Raw genomic sequence first — 21,768 nt, 5'->3', positions numbered from 1 at the left:
GTTTTTTTAAGCTAAATATCTAAGTTAAACGCTGGTTGGTTAACCTATTGGCCTCTATGATAGACGAACTCAGTCATCATAAGCAAGCCATACTCAGAGTTAACTGTACCTATCTAGCAGACACAAAAAAGCTGAGACTTAGCTCAGCTTTTTTGTGATTAATCAGGACTGTTTAAGCGACTGGTCTAAAGATTAGTCATTTTCAAGGAACGAGCGTAGATGCTCAGAACGTGAAGGATGACGCAGTTTACGTAGCGCTTTGGCTTCAATCTGACGAATACGTTCACGAGTAACATCGAACTGCTTACCGACTTCTTCCAAAGTGTGATCCGTTGGCATATCGATACCGAAACGCATTTTTAGCACTCGTGCTTCACGTTCAGTCAAGTTACTCAATACATCACGAGTCGCTTCACGTAGACCTGCTGAAGTCGCATCATCGACTGGGCTAGAGATAGTTTGGTCTTCAATGAAATCGCCCAAATGCGAGTCCTCATCATCACCGATTGGCGTCTCCATAGAGATAGGCTCTTTGGCAATCTTCAGTACTTTACGTACTTTGACTTCGTCCATCTCTAAACGTTCGCCTAATTCCTCAGGCGTCGGCTCACGGCCCATCTCTTGCAACAGCTGGCGAGAGACACGGTTGATCTTATTAATAGTCTCAATCATGTGTACTGGAATACGAATAGTACGCGCCTGATCAGCGATAGAGCGGGTTATTGCCTGACGAATCCACCAAGTGGCATAAGTCGAGAACTTGTAACCACGACGATATTCAAATTTATCGACCGCTTTCATCAGACCGATGTTACCTTCTTGGATAAGATCCAAGAACTGTAGGCCGCGGTTAGTATATTTTTTGGCGATAGAGATAACTAGACGTAAGTTAGCTTCCACCATTTCTTTTTTGGCGCGGCGAGCTTTAGCTTCACCGATAGCCATACGACGAGCTACGTCCTTCATATCGTGAATTTCCATGTCGAGCTTTTGCTCGTAATCACGGATTTTACGTTGCAGGAGAATAACATCGTCAGTGACTTTTTCTAGAGTCTCAGCGAATGCAGGCTTACCTTTAAGACGTTCAGTTAACCAATCAACGTTAGCTTCATTACTAGGGAAAGTCTTACGGAACTCTTCACGCGGCATACGACCACGACGAATCACCAAGCGCATGATTTGACGTTCTTGTTTACGCACATCATCATAAACGTCATGCATAATAGCCATAACTTGATCAGACATGCGATTATTGAGTTTGAGCATCATAAAGCGTACGGCAAGCTGCTCGTAGGCTTCGTTAGCTTGTACGCTGCCACGACCAAAATCAAGCAAAGCTTGCTTGGCAGTCATGAATAAGCCTTCGATCTCTTCTAAACGAATACGGACTTCTTCTGGATCGATACCGCTGGTTTCTTCTTCTTCGCTCTCATCTTCTGCGTCATCAGCATCGTCTTCGTCATCATCTTTATCAGCTTTAGCTTTAGCCTTAGCTTTGACAACTGGCATTTTTTCTTTTTCTTTTTCTCTTTCTCGCTCTTCTTTAACTCGCTCTTTTTCTAGTTTTGCAGCGGCTATATCTGCTTCGGTTTCAGGATCTAAGAAGCCAGTGATTACGTCAGAAAGTTTTTTATCACCTTCTAAAACGCGCTGATATTCATCGAGGACATACTGTACAGTACCAGGCCAATATGACATGGCATGCTGAACGTCACGAATACCTTCTTCGATACGCTTAGCAATAGCGATCTCGCCTTCACGAGTCAGTAGATCGACTGTACCCATCTCACGCATGTACATACGTACAGGGTCAGTAGTACGACCTGGATCAGTCTCAACCGCTGCCAATACTGCTGCTGCTTCGTCAGCTGCTGATTCATCGTCACTCGAATCGTCGTTCATCAAGATATCATCGTCGTCAGGTGCAGACTCAAATATCTTGATACCGACATCAGTCAGCATCTGTACAATATCTTCGATTTGATCACTTTCAGTGATAGAGTCGGGTAGCTGGTCATTAACCTCAGCATAAGTTAAATAGCCTTGCTCTTTACCCATTTGGATTAAGGTGGCTAGCTGAGATGTGGACTTAGAAACTGACTTATCGTTCATAAATACTCACTTTTGCGTCGGACATTTTCGCATTATGATAAGCTAATTCTGGCTTTGACCAACGGATCTAGTGAATCGATCACAGCTAAGCACAGTAATTATAAATAATTATCAATAATAACGAAAATGAGTTGATATGAATAAAAAACTCAAAATACTACAATAATAAAACTCAAAAAGCAGGTAACGAGTAAAATATGGTAAAACAGCCGCAACGCTTTAACTAATGTTCTATTTCACTATTACTCACCAGTCGAGCATAGCGTCTTTTAGGGAGTAAAAAGGTCAATCCAAAACCCCTTTTCATCATTAAATAGTAACACTACCAATATAGCGACGGCGTAGTTTAACACAGACCCTAGTCTTCAAACATAACTAGTGCATTTACTATGGCGCTATTAGCACAGACATTATCAGCCATAATCATAAACAATGGGGACAATCGGGTTGCTTTTAAAGGCCTGACGTCTGCTTTGATTGATTAAGCACTAAAAACTCATTAAATAATGACCATTTGTGCTGACTGCTCTGCTTGCTGCTCACGCAACCAGTCATTTAAGCGCTGGGTCTGTTTGCGTACGATAGCCAGTTTGACATGATCTGGATTTTTGATCAGCTCTTGCATCTTTTTTTGTAGATGTAGTTTGAGCAGCTGCATCACTAGATTTTCAACCAGCTCATCTAAGCTCAACACATTGCGCGCACTTAAAGTTTTATAAAAAGCCCCCCAACTCCGGCTCAACGATACTTGAGTAATTGGCTTGAGATTAGATAAAATGAAATGCGCTGCTGCATTCGCATCACTTGGCAAGTAGTTTAAGCAGCGCTTGATAGTGCTAACCATATCCAGTAAGGCAGCGTCCTGTAAATCCTCCCATGCCAGCGCCCGAAAGGCATCAGTAGCTGCTCTTTTCTGAATATGGGCAGGGAACTGTAATCGATCGATACCAGCCTGTTGCCAAATCATCGCAATAGGATCATCGACTAGAGCGCTAGGCTGAAACAAAAAACACAATTGTAGTTGCTGACTGATGGTCATATCGCCATCGAAATCTAACAAGGCATCTTTGGCCTCGATATTCTGACTGCGCTTGCCACCTAGCTTTTGATAGATATCGTTATTGAGCAAATAGCGAAAACTACTTCCTTTCGGCAATAGCGTAGTCAAAGTGCGTACTTGTGACATCAGCTTAGCTTTACCTTCTGCTAAGCTCAAGTCATAGCGCTCGCTCAGATAAGCAAAGATATACTGCGATAACGGCATGGCATTGGCAATCTGCTCACGCATAGCCTCAGCCCCTTGACTGCTAATAAAAGTATCAGGGTCATGATTATTAGGTAAGCTTAAAAATCGCAGTTCTTTATCATCACCAAGGACAGGCAGTGCAATTTCAAGAGTACGCCAAGCTGCCTTTTGACCAGCGCTATCGCCATCAAAGCTTAAGGTCAAGGTCGGATTAAGAGTCAATAGACGGGCAATTTGGCTCTCATTAATAGCCGTACCCATAGAGGCAATCGCCCCGTAGATACCGGCTTGATACAGGGCGATCACATCCATGTAGCCTTCGACTACCAGCCAATGGTCTGCGCGCTGCTGGCGAGACTCATAATAGCCATAGAGTACATGTTGCTTATGAAATACTGGCGAGTCAGAGGAGTTGATATATTTAGGTTTAACTTCATCATCGAGTGCCCGTCCAGCAAAACCAATGATTCGGCCCTGATTATCACGGATGGGGAAGATAACCCGATCACGCAGTAGGTCATAGTCCCGTCCTGAATCTGAGCTGCGCACTAAGCCTAGGGCCTTGAGACCAGCGATATCTTGCGGAAACTCATGCTCTAGATGCTGCCAACCAAAAGGCGCGTAACCTAAGCCAAAAGTATCCAAACTCTGCTCAGTGACGCCGCGAGTCATAAAGTAATGCTTAGCGTGCGGGTGAGTGTTTAGATTACGTTGATAAAATTGCTGGATCTGTATCAGTAGCTCATATAAGTTGCCGTCTTTTTCACTACTATCATTGGCGCTCGACACTACAAATGAGTCATCGCTCAACCAAGTAGGTGCAGAGTGTTGTGGTTCAGCTGACGGGTAGTCAGCAGGGTGATAGTGGTTCTGATCATAAGGGCTACTGCCGTAATCTGGATTGCCATATTGTTCATTACCGTACTCTCCAGTACCGTAATCCATATCACCAGCATTGCTGTAGTCGATATCTGAGTAAGGAATATAGGGCGTTACGCTCAGCTCATTAGCGCTGTGCTCATAAGTAGGGTAGCCGGTGTTACTGTTGTCAGGTTGGCCACTTCGCTGTTGATTATTATCACTATAATCAGTGGTACTAGACTCAGACGACAGCTTGGACGATGGCGTAAATGACGGCTTAGTAGAAGGCGCTGGCGCTGTTCTAGGACTAGAGCTAGGTTGTGGCGAGTTATACGCTGGCTGGCTGGCTGATCTATTAACGGCTTTGGCTTTGCTGCGCTGATAACTAACGTTTTGCTGATCTTCTTCGGGAATTTCTATCCCCGTCTGCTTGGATAGCTCTTTAACCGCTTCCATAAAAGTTAGGTTTTCGTAGTCACGCAAAAAGCTAATAGCATTACCACCGACGCTACAGCCAAAGCAATGATAGATGTTCTTTTGCGGATTAACATAAAACGAAGGCGACTTCTCACCATGAAACGGACAACAGCCCTTATACTCGCTACCAGCGCGTTTAAGCGTGGTATGACGACCAATAATGCTGATAAGATCAGCTTGGCTACTGAGTTGTTCGAGGATGTGGTTGGGAATACTCATGAGAGAAATATTTTACCCTAAGACTGCATAATTAAAGGTTATTACGAATATTTTATTCTAGGATAGTAGCTACTCTATAGACCCTATCATAAATAGAAGACTAAAAGTGCTTAGCCAAAGCTCAAAAAGTAAGGCCAACATAGTAGTTGACCTTACTTTTATAATTTATCCTAATAGAAATGATAGTGACTAGTTTTGTGACAGCGACTTATCGTTCATTATTAGTATTGCCTGGATTCAGCTGAATACGATCGCGGCCACTGTCATTAGGCAGAGTAGTGAGGCGAGTCGGATTGGTATTTAGCGGATCGACGGCAGCTTCTATAGCAGCAGCGCTAGCACTACCTTGTCCAGAAACCTGCTCAGTAGCACTTTCAGGCAGACCTAAACCGATATTGATTCCACCACGGCGAGTTGGTAAAGTGCCAATGCCCGATATAGAAGTGTTGGCGCTAGGCAATTGCAGTTGCGCCGCATTAAGGACAGTTTGGGTTTTGGTAGCACCGCTATACTGACCTTCAGCGTTGGAAGTATCAGTCATGCTGGCCCGACCTAATTGACCGAAGGTTAGCTTGTTCAACCATGAGCGATCGGCTCTAGTATCGAGCTTGACTTGCCCATTGCTAGTCAGCATATTTGGATAGTTAATCTGCAGCAGCGTGCGGTATTGCTCAGCTAGATCATTCAATCCTAACTGCTTATTGCTATAAGCTAAAATAGCAATGGCATTTGGTACTGACTCGCTAAGAGGATAATATTGGAAAGCCCACTTAGCACGATTGGCAGCGGCGACATAAGCCTCACGTTTGATATACCAATTGGCCGCAGTCAACTCACTCTCAGCGAATTGATTATAAATAAAAGTCATGCGTTGAGCGGCATCAGGGGCATAAGGGCTGTTAGGATATTTATTAACCAGCTCTTGAAAGTTGGCAAAAGCAATACGCAAATAAGCGGTATCACGCTCAGCTTGGTTGGTTTTGAACAGTTTAATGCCTTCAGATGAGCCTTGCATATTAGCCACACCGCGTACGTAATAAGCGTAGCTGACTTGTGGGTTTGAAGGATAAAGACTTATAAAACGCTCAGCACTAGACGCTGCCGTCTCATAATTACCCGCAGCAAATTGCGCATACATGATATCGAGTAGCGATTGCTCGGCATATTGGCCTGTGGGATAAAAGGTACGTAGACTGTTCAGATCTTCAATCGCTTGAGTATAGCGACCCTTATCAATCTGATCAACAGCATCACGATAGTAAGCTTGCTCCGTTTTTTCGGCGGTTTCAACCGCATCGACATCTTTACTAGTCAGATTCTTAAAAGTCTGACAGCCCACTAAATTTACGCTTAATGCCAGCAAAGTTACTGATGATAATTTGATAAAGGTGTTGCCTAAAGGACGCATACTTCTCTCCGCACAAAATGCATAACAGCAGCAATGCCATCATACTTATAACAGGTTAATGATAAAAAGGCAGCCCTAGCCAAGTACCGTAGAGTCGTCTGCAAAACAATGGATAAAGCCATCTGCAAATAACGGGGCATGGCTTATGCTAACGCTAGCAACAAAATCTTGCTTACTTTATAGAATAATAGCAGTCTAGTCTATTTTTTCATGGTTTATTTTAGTCAGTTGCAAGCAGCTTGATGTCCTACTACCCTTATTTGATAGCCTTTAGCTAGAACAATAAACCGTTTAAGAAAGCACAATGATCTTGCTAGTTTAGCACGAGCAACGATAATGGGCGACGAAGAATCCAGTCGACGCTGTTAAATATACAGTAAATTACCACGATGTTATATTGTAGAGAGTTAATAGCGTGCTAATAATGACTACATAATTGAGCAATTATTGCTAGGGCAGCTCAAGCATTAGAGGCGGTTGAGCCATCAAAAATAACAGATAACTCACAGTGGCTATAGGGCTTGAGCATTTGCCATGCTACACTAGCCAATAACTAAACCGGCTTTTTGTTTCGGCTATTGCCTATTGGCTAGATAGTCAGATAATTATCTATATTTTTCATAAAGTCCACTATCGTGGCTTTACTATGTATGAATTTGCTATGAATGATAATGCTATGAATAATAATCCAGCGCTAGATGACCAACGAGTTGCAAAAGATTTGTTAGCTACTGATGAGCTATCTGATAATAATGCTAATGACGAGCTCGGCTATGACCTTGACGATGGGGTTGCGGTAGACTTCGATGATGAAAACGCTGAGCTACTTGACGATGATGAGTTGCTTGATGATGAAGACGAAGATCAAGATGAAGAAAGCAGTTATAGTGATGAGCCGCGCGTAGCGGGTCAGCCGATACCAGAAGTGATTAACGTCACTCATATCGTTGCAGAAAACGAAGCAGGCTTACGTATTGATAAAGTGGCTTCACTGATATTTACCGACTTTTCGCGGGCGCAACTGCAAGGTTGGATTGCTGATGGCAGTTTATTACATAATGGTAAAGTGCAAAAATCAAAGCAACGAGTAAAACCTAATGATGTTTTACACTTATCGACTACTCTACAGCAGCACGGTGAAGATCAGCCAGAAAACATCGACATCGATGTGGTTTATGAGGATGAGGCGGTATTAGTCATTAATAAACCAGTCGGCATGGTAGTGCATCCTGGAGCAGGCAATCAGACGGGTACTTTAGTCAACGCCTTGCTTTATCACTATCCTCAGCAGCATCATTTGCCACGTGCTGGACTAGTCCATCGTATCGATAAAGATACTTCGGGGCTACTACTCATAGGCAAAACTAAGCCGGCGCAAATGGCATTGATGGCGCAATTAAAAGATAAATCAGTTTATCGTCACTACCAGTGTGTAGTAGCTGGTGATCAGGCCAGCTTGATGCGTCACCGTCGTATCGATGCCCCTATTGGTCGCCATCGTAATCAGCGTACTAAGATGACCGTGATGACCGCAGGGCGTGATGCGGTGACCCATTTATTAGAAGTCACTGCTCTTAATGACAATTATACTTTATTAGATGTGGGTCTTGAGACTGGCCGTACTCATCAGATTCGGGTGCATTTAAGCCATATCACTTATCCTATAGTCGGTGATCGGGTTTATGGTGGTCGTCGCCAGTTGCGGGCAGGGCTAACAGACAAGCAGCGTGAAACTATTACTAACTTCCCACGTCAAGCTTTGCATGCTTATGCTTTAGGGTTTGTACATCCAACGACTGGTGAAGATATTGAAGTCACTACCCCTATTCCTGAAGACATGCAGCAGCTAATCGCCGTCCTAAGCGACGGTTACTTTCCTGAATAAAAATAGGTAAATAAGCTGTTTATAAAAGGCGGGCTATAACAGATGATCGATAAGTTGCCTATTAATGTTTATCCTGATAATAGTCAGGCAGTTAAGCCAGTGCCTATAACTGTGCTGGCTCGGCTCGATGATATTATAGTGTTGCAAACGGCCGCTTTTAGTAAAGCGAGCTTATTATCAGCTGTGGTTGCAGCTACTGCTATAAGTTCTGATGCTGATAGTGGCAATAATGGCAACGCCATCGATGATACTAATAGCTGGGATGCTGAAAACTATCAGCATATGCTCGCAGAAGGCCGGAGCAGTTATGCTGCGCTAAATCTAGGTCTACACGTACAAGATAACGCTGAGCAAGTACTGCAAAACCGTATGCGGTTATTGAGCGCTATTAATGCACAGCTAGCGAGCACACATCAGCCTATCAAGGCTTTGCACTGGGTTAATCAAGTGCATGGTAAGCAAGTCCACGATATTGATGCCACTATGCTAACTATGCAACCGGTGAATGCTGATGCTATGGTCAGTTACCAAGACAATATTGGCTTAGCTATTATGACTGCCGACTGTGTACCTATCGTAATATATCAGCCTACTACTGGACAGATAGCAGCCATTCATGCTGGCTGGCAAGGGCTGGCTTGTGGGGTTATAAAAGCTACAGCTGAAAGCTTTGATCTGAGCGCACCGATTATGGCTTGGATTGGGGCCTGTATCAGTCAAGAGCATTACCAAGTTAATGCAGAAGTAGCAGAACGTTTACTGACCGGCTGTGTCGATAATTGGTTATTAGCGCCAGAGGCTATCGACAATTTTCAGTCTTGGTTCTGCAAGTCTGTTGATACTGATACCGATGCTAACAACAATGCGGGTAAGCTAAAGCTTGATTTACCAAAGATTGCCGCCGCTCAGCTGCAGTCATTAAATATTACTGTCGCCAATGAGTTGCCAGCTGACTGTAGTTATAATGACAGTCGCTATTACTCTTATCGGCGTCAAACTCATAGACAACAACCAGCAACGGGGCGCATGGCGTTGATTATTGCCCGCAGTGACCCAATAAAAAGCTAGCTGCTGACAAAACAGTGAGCGTTAGTTATTGTAGCACTGAGTTTTTGCTAACAGACATCATCAATTTATTATTAGAGTTTGTATGAATACATCTATAGAGCCCCCTTTAGTACCTCCTAACAATACGATATCCATAGCGGTTATTTACCATAGTAACTATGGTCATACTAAGCGGGTCGCTGAAGCTATAGTGACTGGTGCACGCCAGCAGTTGCCAAAGCTTCAGGTTAAAGCAGTAGATGTTCATGAGGTCGACTGGGATTTTGTAGATCAAGCGCACTTATTAGTATTCGGAAGCGCAGTATATATGGGTAGTGTGCCCGCCGGCTTTAAGACTTTTATGGATGAGACCTCAAAGCGTTGGTACAATCGTGAGTGGGAAGGGAAGTGGGCGGCAGGCTTCGCCAACTCAGGGGGTTTGAGCGGTGATAAGTTGGCGGTATTACAGCAAATCTGTCTTTACACTATGCAGCATGGTATGAACTGGATTGGTTTACCTTTGATGCCTACAGGTCACAAGGAGCATGATCTAAATCGACTATCTAGTTTCTTAGGTTTGATGACTCAGTCAGGAGATGCCTCTCCTGAAGAAACCCCTTGCAAAGGTGATATTGATACCGCTATTTGGTTTGGTGATCATTTAGCCAAGACTATTATTAAGCATCAGCCAGCAGCCATTAAGGGTTAGCATAGTGAAATATAGGGGAAGTAGCAGTAGTATAGCGAGTCAATGTTTATAATCAGTAGTCGGTTGAATGCAGTGTTATCAGCAAATTTTATAACTAAATTTTGCAACTGTACTTTAAGGTAAGTGCTTTAAGTAAGCTGCTTAAATAAGCGCTTTAACCATATTTTATAAATAACTTTTACTAGCATCAAAGGGCAGATATCTTAATAGATATCTGCCCTTTTTAGTGCTGGTGAATTTACCCATAACTTTAAAATCGGCAAAGCTTTTAGCAACTAGAAAATAGCTATTTGCCACTATTGTAAGCATTAACAGGAATAGGGCTGGCACCAAGCTGTATGTTTTGACAGCCATTTAACCCTATCGTTAGTGTCAATAGCCCAGTGAGCATCAATATCTTCATATAATTTTAAACCTAGGATAACTAAGAAGTAGAAGAGGCGTAAGTATAGATAGAAGTCACCAATGCATTCGCAGGTTTTCTAATCAGCTATTGCCTGTCAGGGGTTATCGATAACTTAACGCCATTATAGCTATGACTAATTTGCTGTCTATCCCTATCAAAATCTCATAATTCGCCCGTAATCTTGTAGTGATTATGTAAAAACTATAAATGTCATGAAGCTAGCAGTTAATAGCTACTCTACAAAATTACTTAATAAATAGCACGTAGCGTTTAGCTACGTTAACAGCTTGTTAAGCTTAGTGGCTGTTTTTAATTAACTTTATTAATAAGTTATCAATGTGGTGAGAGTCGATAACATTAATGTTGCTAAACTTACTTAATCAATCACTATTTTTACTTTTGTAAAATAATAGAATAAATAGGGTACTATTCAAGCAATATTAGCGAAATAGTTCTAAATTGCTAGCTAAGGAATAACGCTAATGCTCTGTGACTACTGACTGGTATAAACCGCCTGAAGCAGGATTATTCTAAGCATTTATAAGTAGTTATAACATTATAATCGTAAAATATTGAAGATAATTAAAACACCAGCAAGCTACTTAGGTTGCCAGCTATAAGAGGAAATTATGAAGCCACTTTCTATGATGTTGTCGATGCTTACCGTCGGTATCATCTCCAGTGCCGCCATGGCTGATGTCGCTACCTCACCTGTTGTTATCGCCAACACTAACAGTGTCGCTAATGCCAGCAGCCTACCGGAAGCAAGCAGCCTGCCCAATGTCAATCCAACTAACAGCGACTTAGCCAATCGTGGCGCTTACATTGCGCGCGCTGCTGACTGTATGGCCTGTCACGGCGAAGACTATACTGGCGGCTCACCAATTGCCACCCCTATGGGCGATATCTATTCTACTAATATCACCCCGTCCAAACGTTATGGTATCGGTAAATATACTGAAAAAGATTTAAAAAACGCTCTGCAAAAAGGTCGTACCCCTAAGCATATGCTATATCCTGCCATGCCATATCCTTCTTACAATGGTATGACTGATGAAGACATCAATGCTCTGTTTGCGTATTTACAGACTGTACCAGCATTCGATGAAGCGCCTGAGCACAAAACTAGCTTACCATTCCCGTTTAATTTTCGCACTCTAATGTTAGGGTGGAATGCTATTAATATTCCTTCTTCACACAAGCGTGAAGGTTTAACTGAGCCTCAGAAACGTGGCGAATATTTAGTCAATAATTTAGAGCATTGTGGTACTTGTCATACACCGCGTAACAGTACTATGGGCTTTAATAAGGGCATGTACTTATCGGGTGCGCCTTTAGGTAACTGGTATGCCCCTAATATCACTCCTGACAACGACAGTGGTATTGGTAGTTGGACTGAGCATGACATTGTCACTTATTTGCGTACGGGTAAGCTTGATAAGCGTGCCTATGCTGGCGGACCTATGGCCGAGGCAGTGGCACACAGTACCCGTTATTTAAAAGACGAAGATTTAAATTCTATAGCTTCTTATCTAAAAGTCGTACCGGCAATTGCTACTGAAAACAAAATCACTGCTGTAGATATCTCAAAGCTACCAAATCCAGTCAATCAGTCAATCACTCATGACCTTATTGCGCAAAAAGACTATCTAAAACAAGCTAAGGCTAAGGTCGATGGTAACTCTGCAGAAGGTTTGTACCTTGCTGCTTGTGCTAGCTGTCATGGGGTCAATGGATACGCTCAGCCAGATGCAGGTTATGCCCCTATCGTGGGCTTAACTAGTTTGCGCCGTGAGCAGCCTAATGCCATTATTAATGTGATCGCACATGGGGTTAAAGGCGGTACTAATACTAGCCCGAGTATGCCAGGATTTTCAGAAGATTTGAGCAGCGCACAGATAGCCGATATTACTAACTATGTACGCGTCAACTTCGGTGGTTTGCCTAGTAGTGATGTCAGTGCTGATGATGTTGATCGGGTGACGACTGCTGAGCCTGAGCAGCCTTTTTTAATCAAATATGCTGGCTTTTTAGCGATTTTAGGTATTCTCATAGCTTTAATAGTCATTGCCTTTATTATTCGCATTATGATCCGCTCACGTCGTCGTACTTAGCTACAAAGCATAAGTGATAGCTTATAAGTTACAACTGATCATTTGCAAGGTATAAGCTATTGGTTTAAAAAGCATTAGCTTACCGTATTAATTTTAAAAATAGCTATAACAAAATTAGGGTCAATGACGAGGGGGTAGGGTATTTATTTATGATTGACTATTATTTTGAGTAACAGCAAAGATAGAGTGCTACTCAATAGTAATCGTACTACTAAATACAGCCTACAGTCATACTAGTTGTCCCATAAGGATAAGATCATGAAAGATATGCTTCAATCACCCACTCGGCGTCAACTGCTGTCAATGATTGGTAAGACTGCTGGCGCAACGGCAATGTACCAAGCGATGACCACTTTGGGTTTTGCCTCAGAGTCTAGCTTTAAACAGGGCATGGACTTATCTGGTGCTCCTGCTGGCGCTAGTATTATTATTCTCGGGGCCGGCCTTGCTGGACTCACTGCGGCTTATGAGCTACGTAAAGCGGGTTATAGCGTCAAAGTACTAGAGTACCAAAATCGTGGTGGCGGTCGTAGCTGGTCTGTCAATGGCGGTGAGAGTTACACTGAGCTTGGTGGCGAAACGGTAACTTGTGATTTTGAAGAGGGTAATTATCTCAATGGTGGACCTTGGCGTCTGCCAAGCCATCACTATGCCGTTATGAGCTACTGCAAAAAATTCGGTGTGGCGATGGAACCTTTTATCCAAGATAACTCTAGAGCCTATTTGCATCGTACTAACCACTTCAATGGGGTGCCGCAGCGTTTAGGAGATGTACAATCTGACGTCAGAGGCTATGTCTCAGAGCTATTATCAAAAGCAGTTAACGTCGGTAGCCTTGATCGATCAGTGAATACTGAAGATAAAGAGATGCTGCTTGAGGGCCTAAAAGGCTGGGGCGTGCTCGATAAAGACTACCGCTATCTTCGCAGTCATGAGACGGGTACTTACCGTGGTTTTAGCGTCTATCCGGGTGGTGGCTTGATGCCTGATGCTAAGCCTTCGAAGCCTATTCCGCTTGATAGTTTATTAAACTCGGGAATGTGGGCTGACTTATCTAACTTCACTATTGAAAACCATCAGCCAACGATGTTTCAGCCTGTAGGCGGCATGGGTAAAATTGGCGATGCATTCACTCGTGAATGCCGTGACATGATCACTCTCAATGCCAAAGTGACCAAAATCGAGCAGGATGATACTGGGGTTACTGTACAGTATGTCGACAGCAATGGTGGCGGCAATGAGGCCAAAACAGTGCGCGCGGACTGGTGTATTTGTACCATTCCCTTAACCATATTGACCCAGATGGATATCAATGTTTCAGCGCCTATGAAGCAAGCTATGGCCGCTGTGCCTTATGACACATCATTTAAAGTAGGACTTGAGTTTAAACGTCGCTTTTGGGAAGAGGATGAGTGGATTTATGGTGGGGTGACTTATACCGATATGCCTATCACCCAAATATCTTATCCTTCGCAGAATATGTTCAAAGATGGCACAGGGGTATTACTTGGAGGCTATGGCTTTGGTGAGACTTCTTATAAATTTAATGCGCTAACGCCGCAACAACGTATTGATGCCGCTTTAGCCTATGGTAAGCATATTCATCCACAGTATCCTAAAGAGTTTAAGGCGGGTACTTCGGTGGTCTGGCATCGTATTCCATGGACGCTCGGCTGTTATGGTATATGGAGTGCATCTAGTCGCGAGCAGTACTACGATACGCTGTGTAGTATTGATAATCGTATTGTATTAGCAGGTGAGCATTGCTCACATATTCCTGCATGGCAAGAAGGGGCAATTTTGTCCGGACTCGACACTGCTAATCGACTACACAAAAGAGCGAAGGCCGTATAGCCATCCGTCATAGATAAAGAAATAAAGAGGTGACTATGAATTATTTTAAATATCCACTTGTGACGGTTATTGCTAGTGTTAGTTTGGCTATGTCAGCATTGACTGGCTGCTCGTCTACAGATGCAGATGCGCCAACGATAGCAGAACCTGCAGTACAAGCTAATGGCACGGATTCTGCCAATAATAATGATGACCCTAAAGCTTATGATGTTCAATCTAGTCGTAATGATGGCGCTTGGGGCGGGGTATATATGACTCGTGAAGAACTCACTGAGAAGCCGGTCAATATTGTGGATACTAGCTCATTACCAACGATAGCAGATGATCCTGAACTGAAACAGTGGCAAGCTATATTTGGTACAGACAACTCCTATAGTACTAATGATGGTGAAAAACTATATCATGAGTCTTGTGCGGCCTGTCATATGCATAAAGGTGAAGGTGCTATAGGTGCCGGTTATTATCCTCCGCTAGCTAACAATAGTAAGATGGAGTCTAAATACTACGTGATTGATATTTTGATCAATGGTTTTCGTGGTATGCCATCGTTCCATACTATGATGGATGATGAGCAAATGGCAGCAGTGACTCAATATATTCGTACGGATTTGAATGGTTATAAAGATCCAGTTACTGCCGCTGATGTGGCAAAACTTCGTCAAGATAATCCACCAGGTCATGATCCTTCCGACGATTAACGGCTATAGCTGGTTTTTTACAGTAAGCCACTAGAATATAATAAGCCACTATAATTAGTACTCATAAAAAAAGCGTCCGATACTAGTATCGGACGCTTTTTTGTTCATAACGCTAACTATCATAAGGGCGTTAGGATTTAACAGTTGTTAGTTGTTAGTTGTTAGGATTGGCTGACCATACAGGTGAGCGGATAGTTCCTTGACCAGATTTACCAAAAGATGCCCCGCCATTAAGCGACTTAATAGTGATCACTCCTTTGCCACCTTGTGACGATGCGTAGACCACACGCTTACCATTAGGTGAGAAACTGACCCCTTCATCGAGACCGGTGTTACCAATGTTAGTAATTATGGCGCCATTATTATCCATAATAGCTGCTGAGCGACCACTCAAGAAACCAATTTGGGTACCATCACTGCTGTATTTTGGCGTAGAGGCATAGCCACCTCTAGAGACTTTACTGATACGCCCTGAGTCAAACTCATAACGATAGATCTCAGGTCTACTAAATGCCGCTTTGTTAGAAGCAAATACAAAAGATTTGCCATCAGGAGCATAGCTTGGTTGCGATTCACTAGAAGGCCAGTTAGTCAGCTTTCTTAAGTTGCCCCCACCAGCATTGATCTCATAAATATTTTCGCTGCCTTCAAAGCTTCCCGAAAATATAATTTTGCTGCCATCAGGAGAGAAAGACGGGCTGATACTAGTGCCATTGTAAGGGGTGATATGGCTGGCACCGCCGCCGTTAACATTCTGTACATAGATCGTCTGATAAGACTTATCACGCAGTACTGAATAAGCTATTTTTGCACCATCAGGTGACCAAGCTGGAGCAAAGATAGAACCTTTTACTTCAGTAATAGTCTTAGCATTCTCGCCATCCGCATCCATCACTTTTAGGCGTGAGACTTTGTTTTTACCTACGCCCGTCTCTTCAATATAGGCAATGCGGCCTGAGAAGTCACCGGGTATACCAGTGATTAGCTGATATATTTTGTCAGCGATAACGTGGCCCGCATAGCGCATACTCTCTTTATTGTTATCAGCGCTTAAGGTCTGTTTGCCTTCAAGCAAGCGCCCGGCTTTGACATCTATTACTTCATAATCAGTGATGATCTTACCGCGATCAGTGCGGGTGCTACCCACTACTAAGTAAGGAATACCAGTATTTTGCCAAACTGGTAAGGTTCCTGCCAACTCACTGATACTACGAGGTTGTTGTGGCAATCCGGTACTAGTGGCTTTTAATTCTGTACGATTCAAATCGTTTAGCACCACTGCAGACATAACCGAATCACCAGCAAAAGGCACAAAAGCCACTTGATTTTGTTCGACAGGAATTTCATAGTCCAACTGTAATACTACAGGAGCGGCAAAGGCAGTAGGGGCGATAAGTAAACTTGTGACGCTAGCCAGTAGCACTGTTAATAATTTTTTGTGAGTATGTAAGGCCAAATCAAGCTCCTATTAGCATTAAGATAAGTGTGTCATAAAGGGTTAATTTCATTGAGGATAAGTTTAATATGAAACTAATATAGCAAATGTAACAAATTACTAAAATAAAAATCAAAACGGGTCAGCTAAAATTGAGTTAATAGGCAATAAGGGAGCTGATATTTAGTTTTAAGTAACCGACTATTGTTGTAGAAAAGCTTTGTTATAAGGAACATGAGTATTATTACTTCTGACTATTAGTAATTATCTCATAAAGGTGGTCAGCAATGCGGTGAGCACCATAACGTAAACTATAGTCATCATAATCTAAAATCAAATGTTGTTCATTGGCAATGATTTGCCCTGAATGTATATCGACAACTTTATAATTGATGATTATTTTAGCATTATTAACAGTGGTAGCGCCTGTAATAAGATAGTCAGCAGCAATATCTGGCCCTTGTGATCGATAACTGGTATCGGCAACATCATTAGGAGAGTGTAAGGGCAAATTTTCGCTAATGATAGTCAGCTCAGTGCGCTGCAGATCCTTTATTATCATCGGCGATAAGATACTATCACTAGTAAAAGGTATAAAAATAGCGGTAGCGGGTGGCAGGCTTGTATCAAGATTTAGGGATGCGGGGATGTTCTTGGCCGTTAATAGGGGCGACGCAAATAAGCTTAAAACCGCTATTGAGATGACAAGCAATATTTTTATAGGGTGAAGTCTCATCCGACGAATCTCCTAGATTAAGCTCCTACACTAGGCTCCTAAAGTAAGCTCAGTTATTAGCTCAGTGAGCTTTTATCAATGCTAGTTACTGCCATTAAACTGAATAGTAAAGGTAGGGTATTTAGGGTCATCAGTATCAATAGGTAGATTACGAGCCCCTCTTACCGCTTGCTTGGCGGCTTCGTTGACCGCCTCATTGGCACCAGAAGCAGAAACGCTGACTACATCACCATTAGCATTAACAGTGATAGATAAGGTAGTGCGCTGAGTTGAGCCTTTAGCACCAGTAGGAGGGCTATAGTTGCGTTTGATTAAATTGACGATCTCACCATTACTAGCACCACGACTGCCCCCTGAGGACTTGTTACTAGTTCCAGATGAACTGCCAGCACTTGCTGTTGACTGACCGTCTGATAGATCAAAGCTCTTGCCTGAACTGCCTAATTCGATATTTATATTACGATCGTCTCTAGTAGGTTTGTTAATCTTGACTTGATCAGTACTTTTGGCTCGGGAGTCTGCAGACTTTTTTTGCTCGTCAATTTGTTCTTGATCGGCTTGAGTTAGGTTTTCCAGACTACTGTCATCTAAGTCTGTAGTCCACTCAGCAATACTGCGATCATAATCTCTTGATTGCTCAAGTAAGCGCTGTTGCTGTTCTTCACTCATTAGCAACGGTCGAGTCGCAGGCTCATTAGATTGGGTGAACACTGAGGATTGTTGTGAGTTTGACTGCGAGCTACTTGGATTGGCAAAGCTATTATTAGATTCGTTCATTGGTATAGTTGCTGAGTTACTACTAGCACTAGAGGATTGTGCTTGGGCAGCAGCACGGTTGGCCAATATCTGCCCTTGCATCTGTGCCAGCTCTCCTGGAGATACCATAGTAGTCTCAATACTGCCAGCTGGTTCTATTTCAGGCTGCTGATAAGTATAGATTAGTACGCCAAGCACTATACCATGCGCCAGCAAACTGAGTAGCATAGGCAAGGTGAGCCCATTGCCTTCAGGTTCGGTTGGCACGTAGACGGCAGGGGCATTGTTCATGGTATAAACACTCGTGGAGATGCAGTAGTAAAAAATCGATAATGGCTTTATTAACCCGCTACTTTCAAGCCCTAAAGCTGGCTCTTAGTAAATTAGCCAATCAATAGTTAGTCATTATTTTAGAGTCACTATTTTAGGATCATTGTTTTATGGCTGTTGCTTTATGGCTGTTTTTTAAGGATCGTGATTACAGTGTAGGGGTGGCCAAAGGCGCACCAGTCAATAGCCCTACCTTTTGGATACCTGCTCGTTGCAGCGTCGCCATTAAAGTCACGATATCGCCATACTGATTGTTTTGGTCAGCGTTAATCATAATCTGTACAGGTTGGCCGCCCTCAGCATTACTCTGAGCCTGCAAATTAGATAGAGTATCGATCAGCTCAGGCTCACTAACTGGTACATCCATATTGTCTTCATAACTGATAAAAGTTTCACCACTGCTAGTCAAAGAGATGATAACCGGTAGCTGATTTTGACTCAAGCTAGCGGTTTGCTCTTTGGGTAAGTCGACATCTACACCAGTAGTGAGCATAGGGGCAGTTACCATGAAGATTACTAATAGTACTAACATCACATCGATGTAAGGTACGACGTTCATCTCAGCATTGAGTGGGCTTTTCTTGCGGCTATAAGGACTTGGTTTCATAGACCAGTACCTTGACTGATCGCCGTAGTAGGCATAGCGGCTGCTAGGTTTTCTGTACTAGTTTCACGCTGCAGCATACCCGTCATCTCATCACAGAATAGGGCGCGCGACTCATAGAGTCGGACTGATTTAGCCGTAAAATGATTATAAGCAAGTACCGCTGGAATAGCCGCAAATAGGCCCATCGCCGTGGCAATTAGCGCCTCAGCAATACCAGGAGCGACAGAGGCTAGAGTAGCTTGCTCAGTTTGTGACAAGCCTAAAAAGGCATTCATAATACCCCATACCGTACCGAACAAACCTACATAAGGCGCTACCGAACCTATACTAGCAAGCGTGGCTATACCAGATTCTAATTGCTGCTGCTGACGACCGAGTCCAACCCGTAGTTTACGCTCAACGCCGTCGATGATATCGTCTTTAGGTTGGCGTTTTTTATGCATTCTTAGATATTCAGAAAATCCTACATAAAAAATCTGCTCAAGGCCTTGGCGATCAGGTGATCCTTGGATACCTTGATAGAGTTTAGCCAAGTCTTCTCCTGACCAAAACCAAGTCTCAAATTGTTGATCAAAGTTTTTAGCAGTACCTAAACGGGAACTCAGACGAAAGATAATCACCCAACTTAGTAAAGACGCTAATAATAGCAGTCCCATAACAATCTGCACCAATAGACTGGCTTGGGTGATAAGGTCAATAATATTTAAAGATTCAGGCATACGAAAAACTCATGGGTAATTAACAATAAACCAGTATCAGTGGCACTTTTGCATTTGGCCACTAGTGTACTGCTAAAAATGCATACTGGACAGTCGTTTTATGAAATTTGTAATGACAAGTTAATAAAAATATAATATTGTTTCTAGCGATAATCTAATTGTAGCTATACACTTACAAAGTAACTGTAGCGATTTCAATTGTAAATTAATTCCTAATTAAGGTTATACTTTGTTACTGAGATTTTTATGAGCTCTATATTGCCAGCATTGTCAGGGTTAAGGCTGCATTTACTGAACAATTAGTATCATAATTCAACTTAGTTTAAAACGCCATCTACAGTCGCAATTTGGAAGCGTCATCTACAGTCGCAATTTGGAAGCGTCATTTTATCCTTAGTTTATAAGCGACATCTATAGTTGCAATTTGGAAGCAGCGTTTACATTCGCAATTTGGAAGCGACAGACACTTATCAACGCAATTTGGAAGCGATACTTATGAATGCTATTGAACGCTATTTTGGAATTAATGGCGAAAACACCACCATCAAAACAGAGGTTCTCGCTGGTATAACCACGTTTTTGACGATGGCTTATATCATTTTTGTGAACCCTAACGTGTTAGCAGATGCTGGCATGGATAAAGGTGCGGTCTTCGTTGCTACTTGTCTAGCAGCAGCGATAGGTTGTTTTATAATGGGTATTTATGCCCGCTTGCCAGTGGCTCTAGCCCCCGGCATGGGTCTTAATGCTTTTTTTACTTATGGCGTAGTTTTAGGTATGGGTTACACTTGGCAAACCGCGCTTGGTGCGGTATTCCTGTCCGGTTGTATCTTTGTACTTTTAAGCCTGTTTAAGATTCGTGAGATAATTATTAATGCCATCCCGACTTGCCTTAAACAAGGTGTAGTCGCTGGTATTGGGGCGTTTTTAGCCTTCATTGCGATGCAAACTTCAGGCGTTATTGTCAATAACGATGCGACTTTGGTTAGTTTAGGTGATATGACCACCTTTTCACCAGCGATGGCAGCTTTAGGCTTTATTGTCATTATTGGCCTGTCTTATAAAAAGGTTCCAGGGGCGGTTACTATTGGTATCTTGCTGGTAGCTTTAATCAGCTTACTGACAGGCCATACTGAGTTTACCGGTATTATATCTGCACCACCAGCCATTGCGCCGACCCTTATGCAACTGGATATAGCTGGTGCCTTTGATGTGGGTATGATCAGTGTCATTTTTGCTTTCTTATTCGTGGATTTGTTTGATACAGCAGGTACTTTGATCGCCACTACTACTCAAGCAGGCTTAGTAGGTAAAGACGGCAAAATTCCTAACATGGGCAAGGCCTTACTTGCAGATTCAACAGCGACAGTAGCGGGTACGTTACTAGGCACTTCATCGACTACTAGTTACATTGAAAGTGGTGCTGGTATCGCCGCTGGTGGCCGTACTGGGTTAGTTGCTGTGGTAGTGGGAATCTTATTTTTACTAAGTATTTTCTTTGCCCCTCTAGCTAGTATGATTCCAGGCTATGCTACTGCTGGCGCTATTTTTTATGTGGCTGTATTAATGATGGCTACTCTAAAAGATATCGATTGGCATGATTTAACAGAATCAGCTCCAGTAGTAGTAGTGCTATTATTCACGCCACTAACGTATTCTATAGCCGATGGTATTGCGCTAGGCTTTATTACTTACACTGCGGTCAAAGTATTGGGGGGTAAGTTTACTGAAATTAGCGTTCCCGTTTGGTTATTGACGGCAGTGTTGCTAGCTAAAATTGTATTCATATAAGCCTTTATAATTTACTTTTTTAGGATGCGGGCGTACTGAATCGTCCTAATCAAAGAATGTGTTTATTGGCTACAATCATCCTCTTTACCTGTTATGGGTTGAGAGGATTTTTTTGTTTGAGCAGTTGATAGCCAATGTCAAGATATTCACTAGATATTAGTAGTAAAAATCAGCAGCGCTAGTGTCGCTGAGTACCTTTGTTAACTGAATATTATACTTATAATTAAAACTATAGTTAGGTGGTTGTTTTTAAGATAGAAATTTGCATAAAACCGTTAGTTTGAAAAAACCTTTCGTGCTAACATGGCAACGTTAAGCGCATCACCTCAATCAACGCCGTAGAGGTTTTTCTTACCAG

The 21,768-nt window shown here is 42.7% G+C and carries 15 protein-coding genes; 7 read left to right on the top strand and 8 right to left on the bottom strand.

The genetic code is table 11. From position 1 onward, the window contains the following. Positions 1–192: 192 nt before the first annotated feature. From rpoD to KPY62_RS02460, 3 genes are all read right to left on the bottom strand, one after another. The gene (rpoD, locus tag KPY62_RS02470) at positions 193–2,112 is read right to left on the bottom strand and encodes an RNA polymerase sigma factor RpoD (protein WP_216580675.1); all 1,920 of its coding nucleotides are present in this window, start codon (positions 2,110–2,112) and stop codon (positions 193–195) included. Between the two features lie 499 nt (positions 2,113–2,611). Next, positions 2,612–4,915 (bottom strand): DNA primase, encoded by a 2,304-nt coding sequence (locus KPY62_RS02465; protein WP_216580674.1) that lies wholly within the window; start codon positions 4,913–4,915, stop codon positions 2,612–2,614. A gap of 208 nt (positions 4,916–5,123) precedes the next feature. After that, the gene (locus KPY62_RS02460) at positions 5,124–6,323 is read right to left on the bottom strand and encodes an outer membrane protein assembly factor BamD (protein WP_216580673.1); all 1,200 of its coding nucleotides are present in this window, start codon (positions 6,321–6,323) and stop codon (positions 5,124–5,126) included. Between the two features lie 661 nt (positions 6,324–6,984). Here KPY62_RS02460 and KPY62_RS02455 point away from each other — a divergent pair. From KPY62_RS02455 to KPY62_RS02430, 6 genes are all read left to right on the top strand, one after another. Further along, the gene (locus KPY62_RS02455) at positions 6,985–8,208 is read left to right on the top strand and encodes an RluA family pseudouridine synthase (protein WP_228730531.1); all 1,224 of its coding nucleotides are present in this window, start codon (positions 6,985–6,987) and stop codon (positions 8,206–8,208) included. Positions 8,209–8,250: 42 nt separating this feature from the next. Next, entirely contained in the window at positions 8,251–9,276 is a 1,026-nt protein-coding gene (locus KPY62_RS02450; protein ID WP_216580672.1) for a polyphenol oxidase family protein, read from the top strand. Positions 9,277–9,358: 82 nt separating this feature from the next. Next, entirely contained in the window at positions 9,359–9,964 is a 606-nt protein-coding gene (locus tag KPY62_RS02445; RefSeq protein WP_216580671.1) for a flavodoxin family protein, read from the top strand. Positions 9,965–10,999: 1,035 nt separating this feature from the next. Continuing rightward, positions 11,000–12,484, top strand: coding sequence for a cytochrome c (locus KPY62_RS02440; RefSeq protein ID WP_216580670.1), 1,485 nt, complete (start codon positions 11,000–11,002; stop codon positions 12,482–12,484). A 258-nt stretch (positions 12,485–12,742) separates the two neighbouring features. After that, a complete protein-coding gene (locus tag KPY62_RS02435) occupies positions 12,743–14,338 on the top strand; it encodes a flavin monoamine oxidase family protein (RefSeq protein ID WP_216580669.1) in 1,596 nt (531 codons plus the stop codon). Positions 14,339–14,373: 35 nt separating this feature from the next. Beyond that, positions 14,374–15,036, top strand: coding sequence for a c-type cytochrome (locus KPY62_RS02430; RefSeq protein ID WP_216580668.1), 663 nt, complete (start codon positions 14,374–14,376; stop codon positions 15,034–15,036). Positions 15,037–15,190: 154 nt separating this feature from the next. Here the strand turns inward: KPY62_RS02430 and KPY62_RS02425 are convergent, their stop codons facing one another. The 5 genes from KPY62_RS02425 to tolQ form a co-directional block, all read right to left on the bottom strand. Next, positions 15,191–16,492 (bottom strand): translocation protein TolB, encoded by a 1,302-nt coding sequence (locus KPY62_RS02425; protein WP_216580667.1) that lies wholly within the window; start codon positions 16,490–16,492, stop codon positions 15,191–15,193. Between the two features lie 223 nt (positions 16,493–16,715). Then, a complete protein-coding gene (locus tag KPY62_RS02420) occupies positions 16,716–17,207 on the bottom strand; it encodes a FlgO family outer membrane protein (RefSeq protein ID WP_216580666.1) in 492 nt (163 codons plus the stop codon). An 81-nt stretch (positions 17,208–17,288) separates the two neighbouring features. Further along, complete coding sequence (locus tag KPY62_RS02415) at positions 17,289–18,254, bottom strand: TonB C-terminal domain-containing protein (protein WP_216580665.1); 966 nt, start codon at positions 18,252–18,254, stop codon at positions 17,289–17,291. A 187-nt stretch (positions 18,255–18,441) separates the two neighbouring features. Then, entirely contained in the window at positions 18,442–18,900 is a 459-nt protein-coding gene (gene tolR / locus KPY62_RS02410; RefSeq protein ID WP_216580664.1) for a protein TolR, read from the bottom strand. Beyond that, positions 18,897–19,619 carry a protein TolQ gene (gene tolQ, locus KPY62_RS02405; protein ID WP_216580663.1) on the bottom strand — a complete coding sequence of 241 codons (723 nt, stop codon included), beginning with the start codon at positions 19,617–19,619 and terminating at the stop codon, positions 18,897–18,899. The genes tolR and tolQ overlap by 4 nt, the downstream gene beginning before the upstream one ends. A gap of 495 nt (positions 19,620–20,114) precedes the next feature. Here tolQ and KPY62_RS02400 point away from each other — a divergent pair, with 495 nt between their 5' ends. Next, positions 20,115–21,410: an NCS2 family permease gene (locus KPY62_RS02400; RefSeq protein ID WP_216580662.1), complete on the top strand. Its 1,296-nt coding sequence runs from the start codon at positions 20,115–20,117 to the stop codon at positions 21,408–21,410. Positions 21,411–21,768 lie beyond the last annotated feature (358 nt).

Source organism: Psychrobacter sp. TAE2020 (genome assembly GCF_018919485.1).
Classification (GTDB): domain Bacteria; phylum Pseudomonadota; class Gammaproteobacteria; order Pseudomonadales; family Moraxellaceae; genus Psychrobacter.
The sequence above is the reverse complement of the archived record's forward strand: the minus strand, read 5'-3'. Positions and strand labels throughout refer to the sequence as shown.

Coding starts and splice junctions, on each gene's coding strand:
- KPY62_RS02465 (WP_216580674.1), bottom strand. CDS start 4,915: ATGAGTATTCCCAACCACATCCTCGAACAACTCAGTAGCCAAGCTGAT.
- rpoD (WP_216580675.1), bottom strand. CDS start 2,112: ATGAACGATAAGTCAGTTTCTAAGTCCACATCTCAGCTAGCCACCTTA.
- KPY62_RS02435 (WP_216580669.1), top strand. CDS start 12,743: ATGAAAGATATGCTTCAATCACCCACTCGGCGTCAACTGCTGTCAATG.
- KPY62_RS02430 (WP_216580668.1), top strand. CDS start 14,374: ATGAATTATTTTAAATATCCACTTGTGACGGTTATTGCTAGTGTTAGT.
- KPY62_RS02415 (WP_216580665.1), bottom strand. CDS start 18,254: ATGAACAATGCCCCTGCCGTCTACGTGCCAACCGAACCTGAAGGCAAT.
- KPY62_RS02455 (WP_228730531.1), top strand. CDS start 6,985: ATGAATGATAATGCTATGAATAATAATCCAGCGCTAGATGACCAACGA.
- KPY62_RS02445 (WP_216580671.1), top strand. CDS start 9,359: ATGAATACATCTATAGAGCCCCCTTTAGTACCTCCTAACAATACGATA.
- tolQ (WP_216580663.1), bottom strand. CDS start 19,619: ATGCCTGAATCTTTAAATATTATTGACCTTATCACCCAAGCCAGTCTA.
- KPY62_RS02400 (WP_216580662.1), top strand. CDS start 20,115: ATGAATGCTATTGAACGCTATTTTGGAATTAATGGCGAAAACACCACC.
- KPY62_RS02450 (WP_216580672.1), top strand. CDS start 8,251: ATGATCGATAAGTTGCCTATTAATGTTTATCCTGATAATAGTCAGGCA.
- KPY62_RS02420 (WP_216580666.1), bottom strand. CDS start 17,207: ATGAGACTTCACCCTATAAAAATATTGCTTGTCATCTCAATAGCGGTT.
- tolR (WP_216580664.1), bottom strand. CDS start 18,900: ATGAAACCAAGTCCTTATAGCCGCAAGAAAAGCCCACTCAATGCTGAG.
- KPY62_RS02440 (WP_216580670.1), top strand. CDS start 11,000: ATGAAGCCACTTTCTATGATGTTGTCGATGCTTACCGTCGGTATCATC.
- KPY62_RS02460 (WP_216580673.1), bottom strand. CDS start 6,323: ATGCGTCCTTTAGGCAACACCTTTATCAAATTATCATCAGTAACTTTG.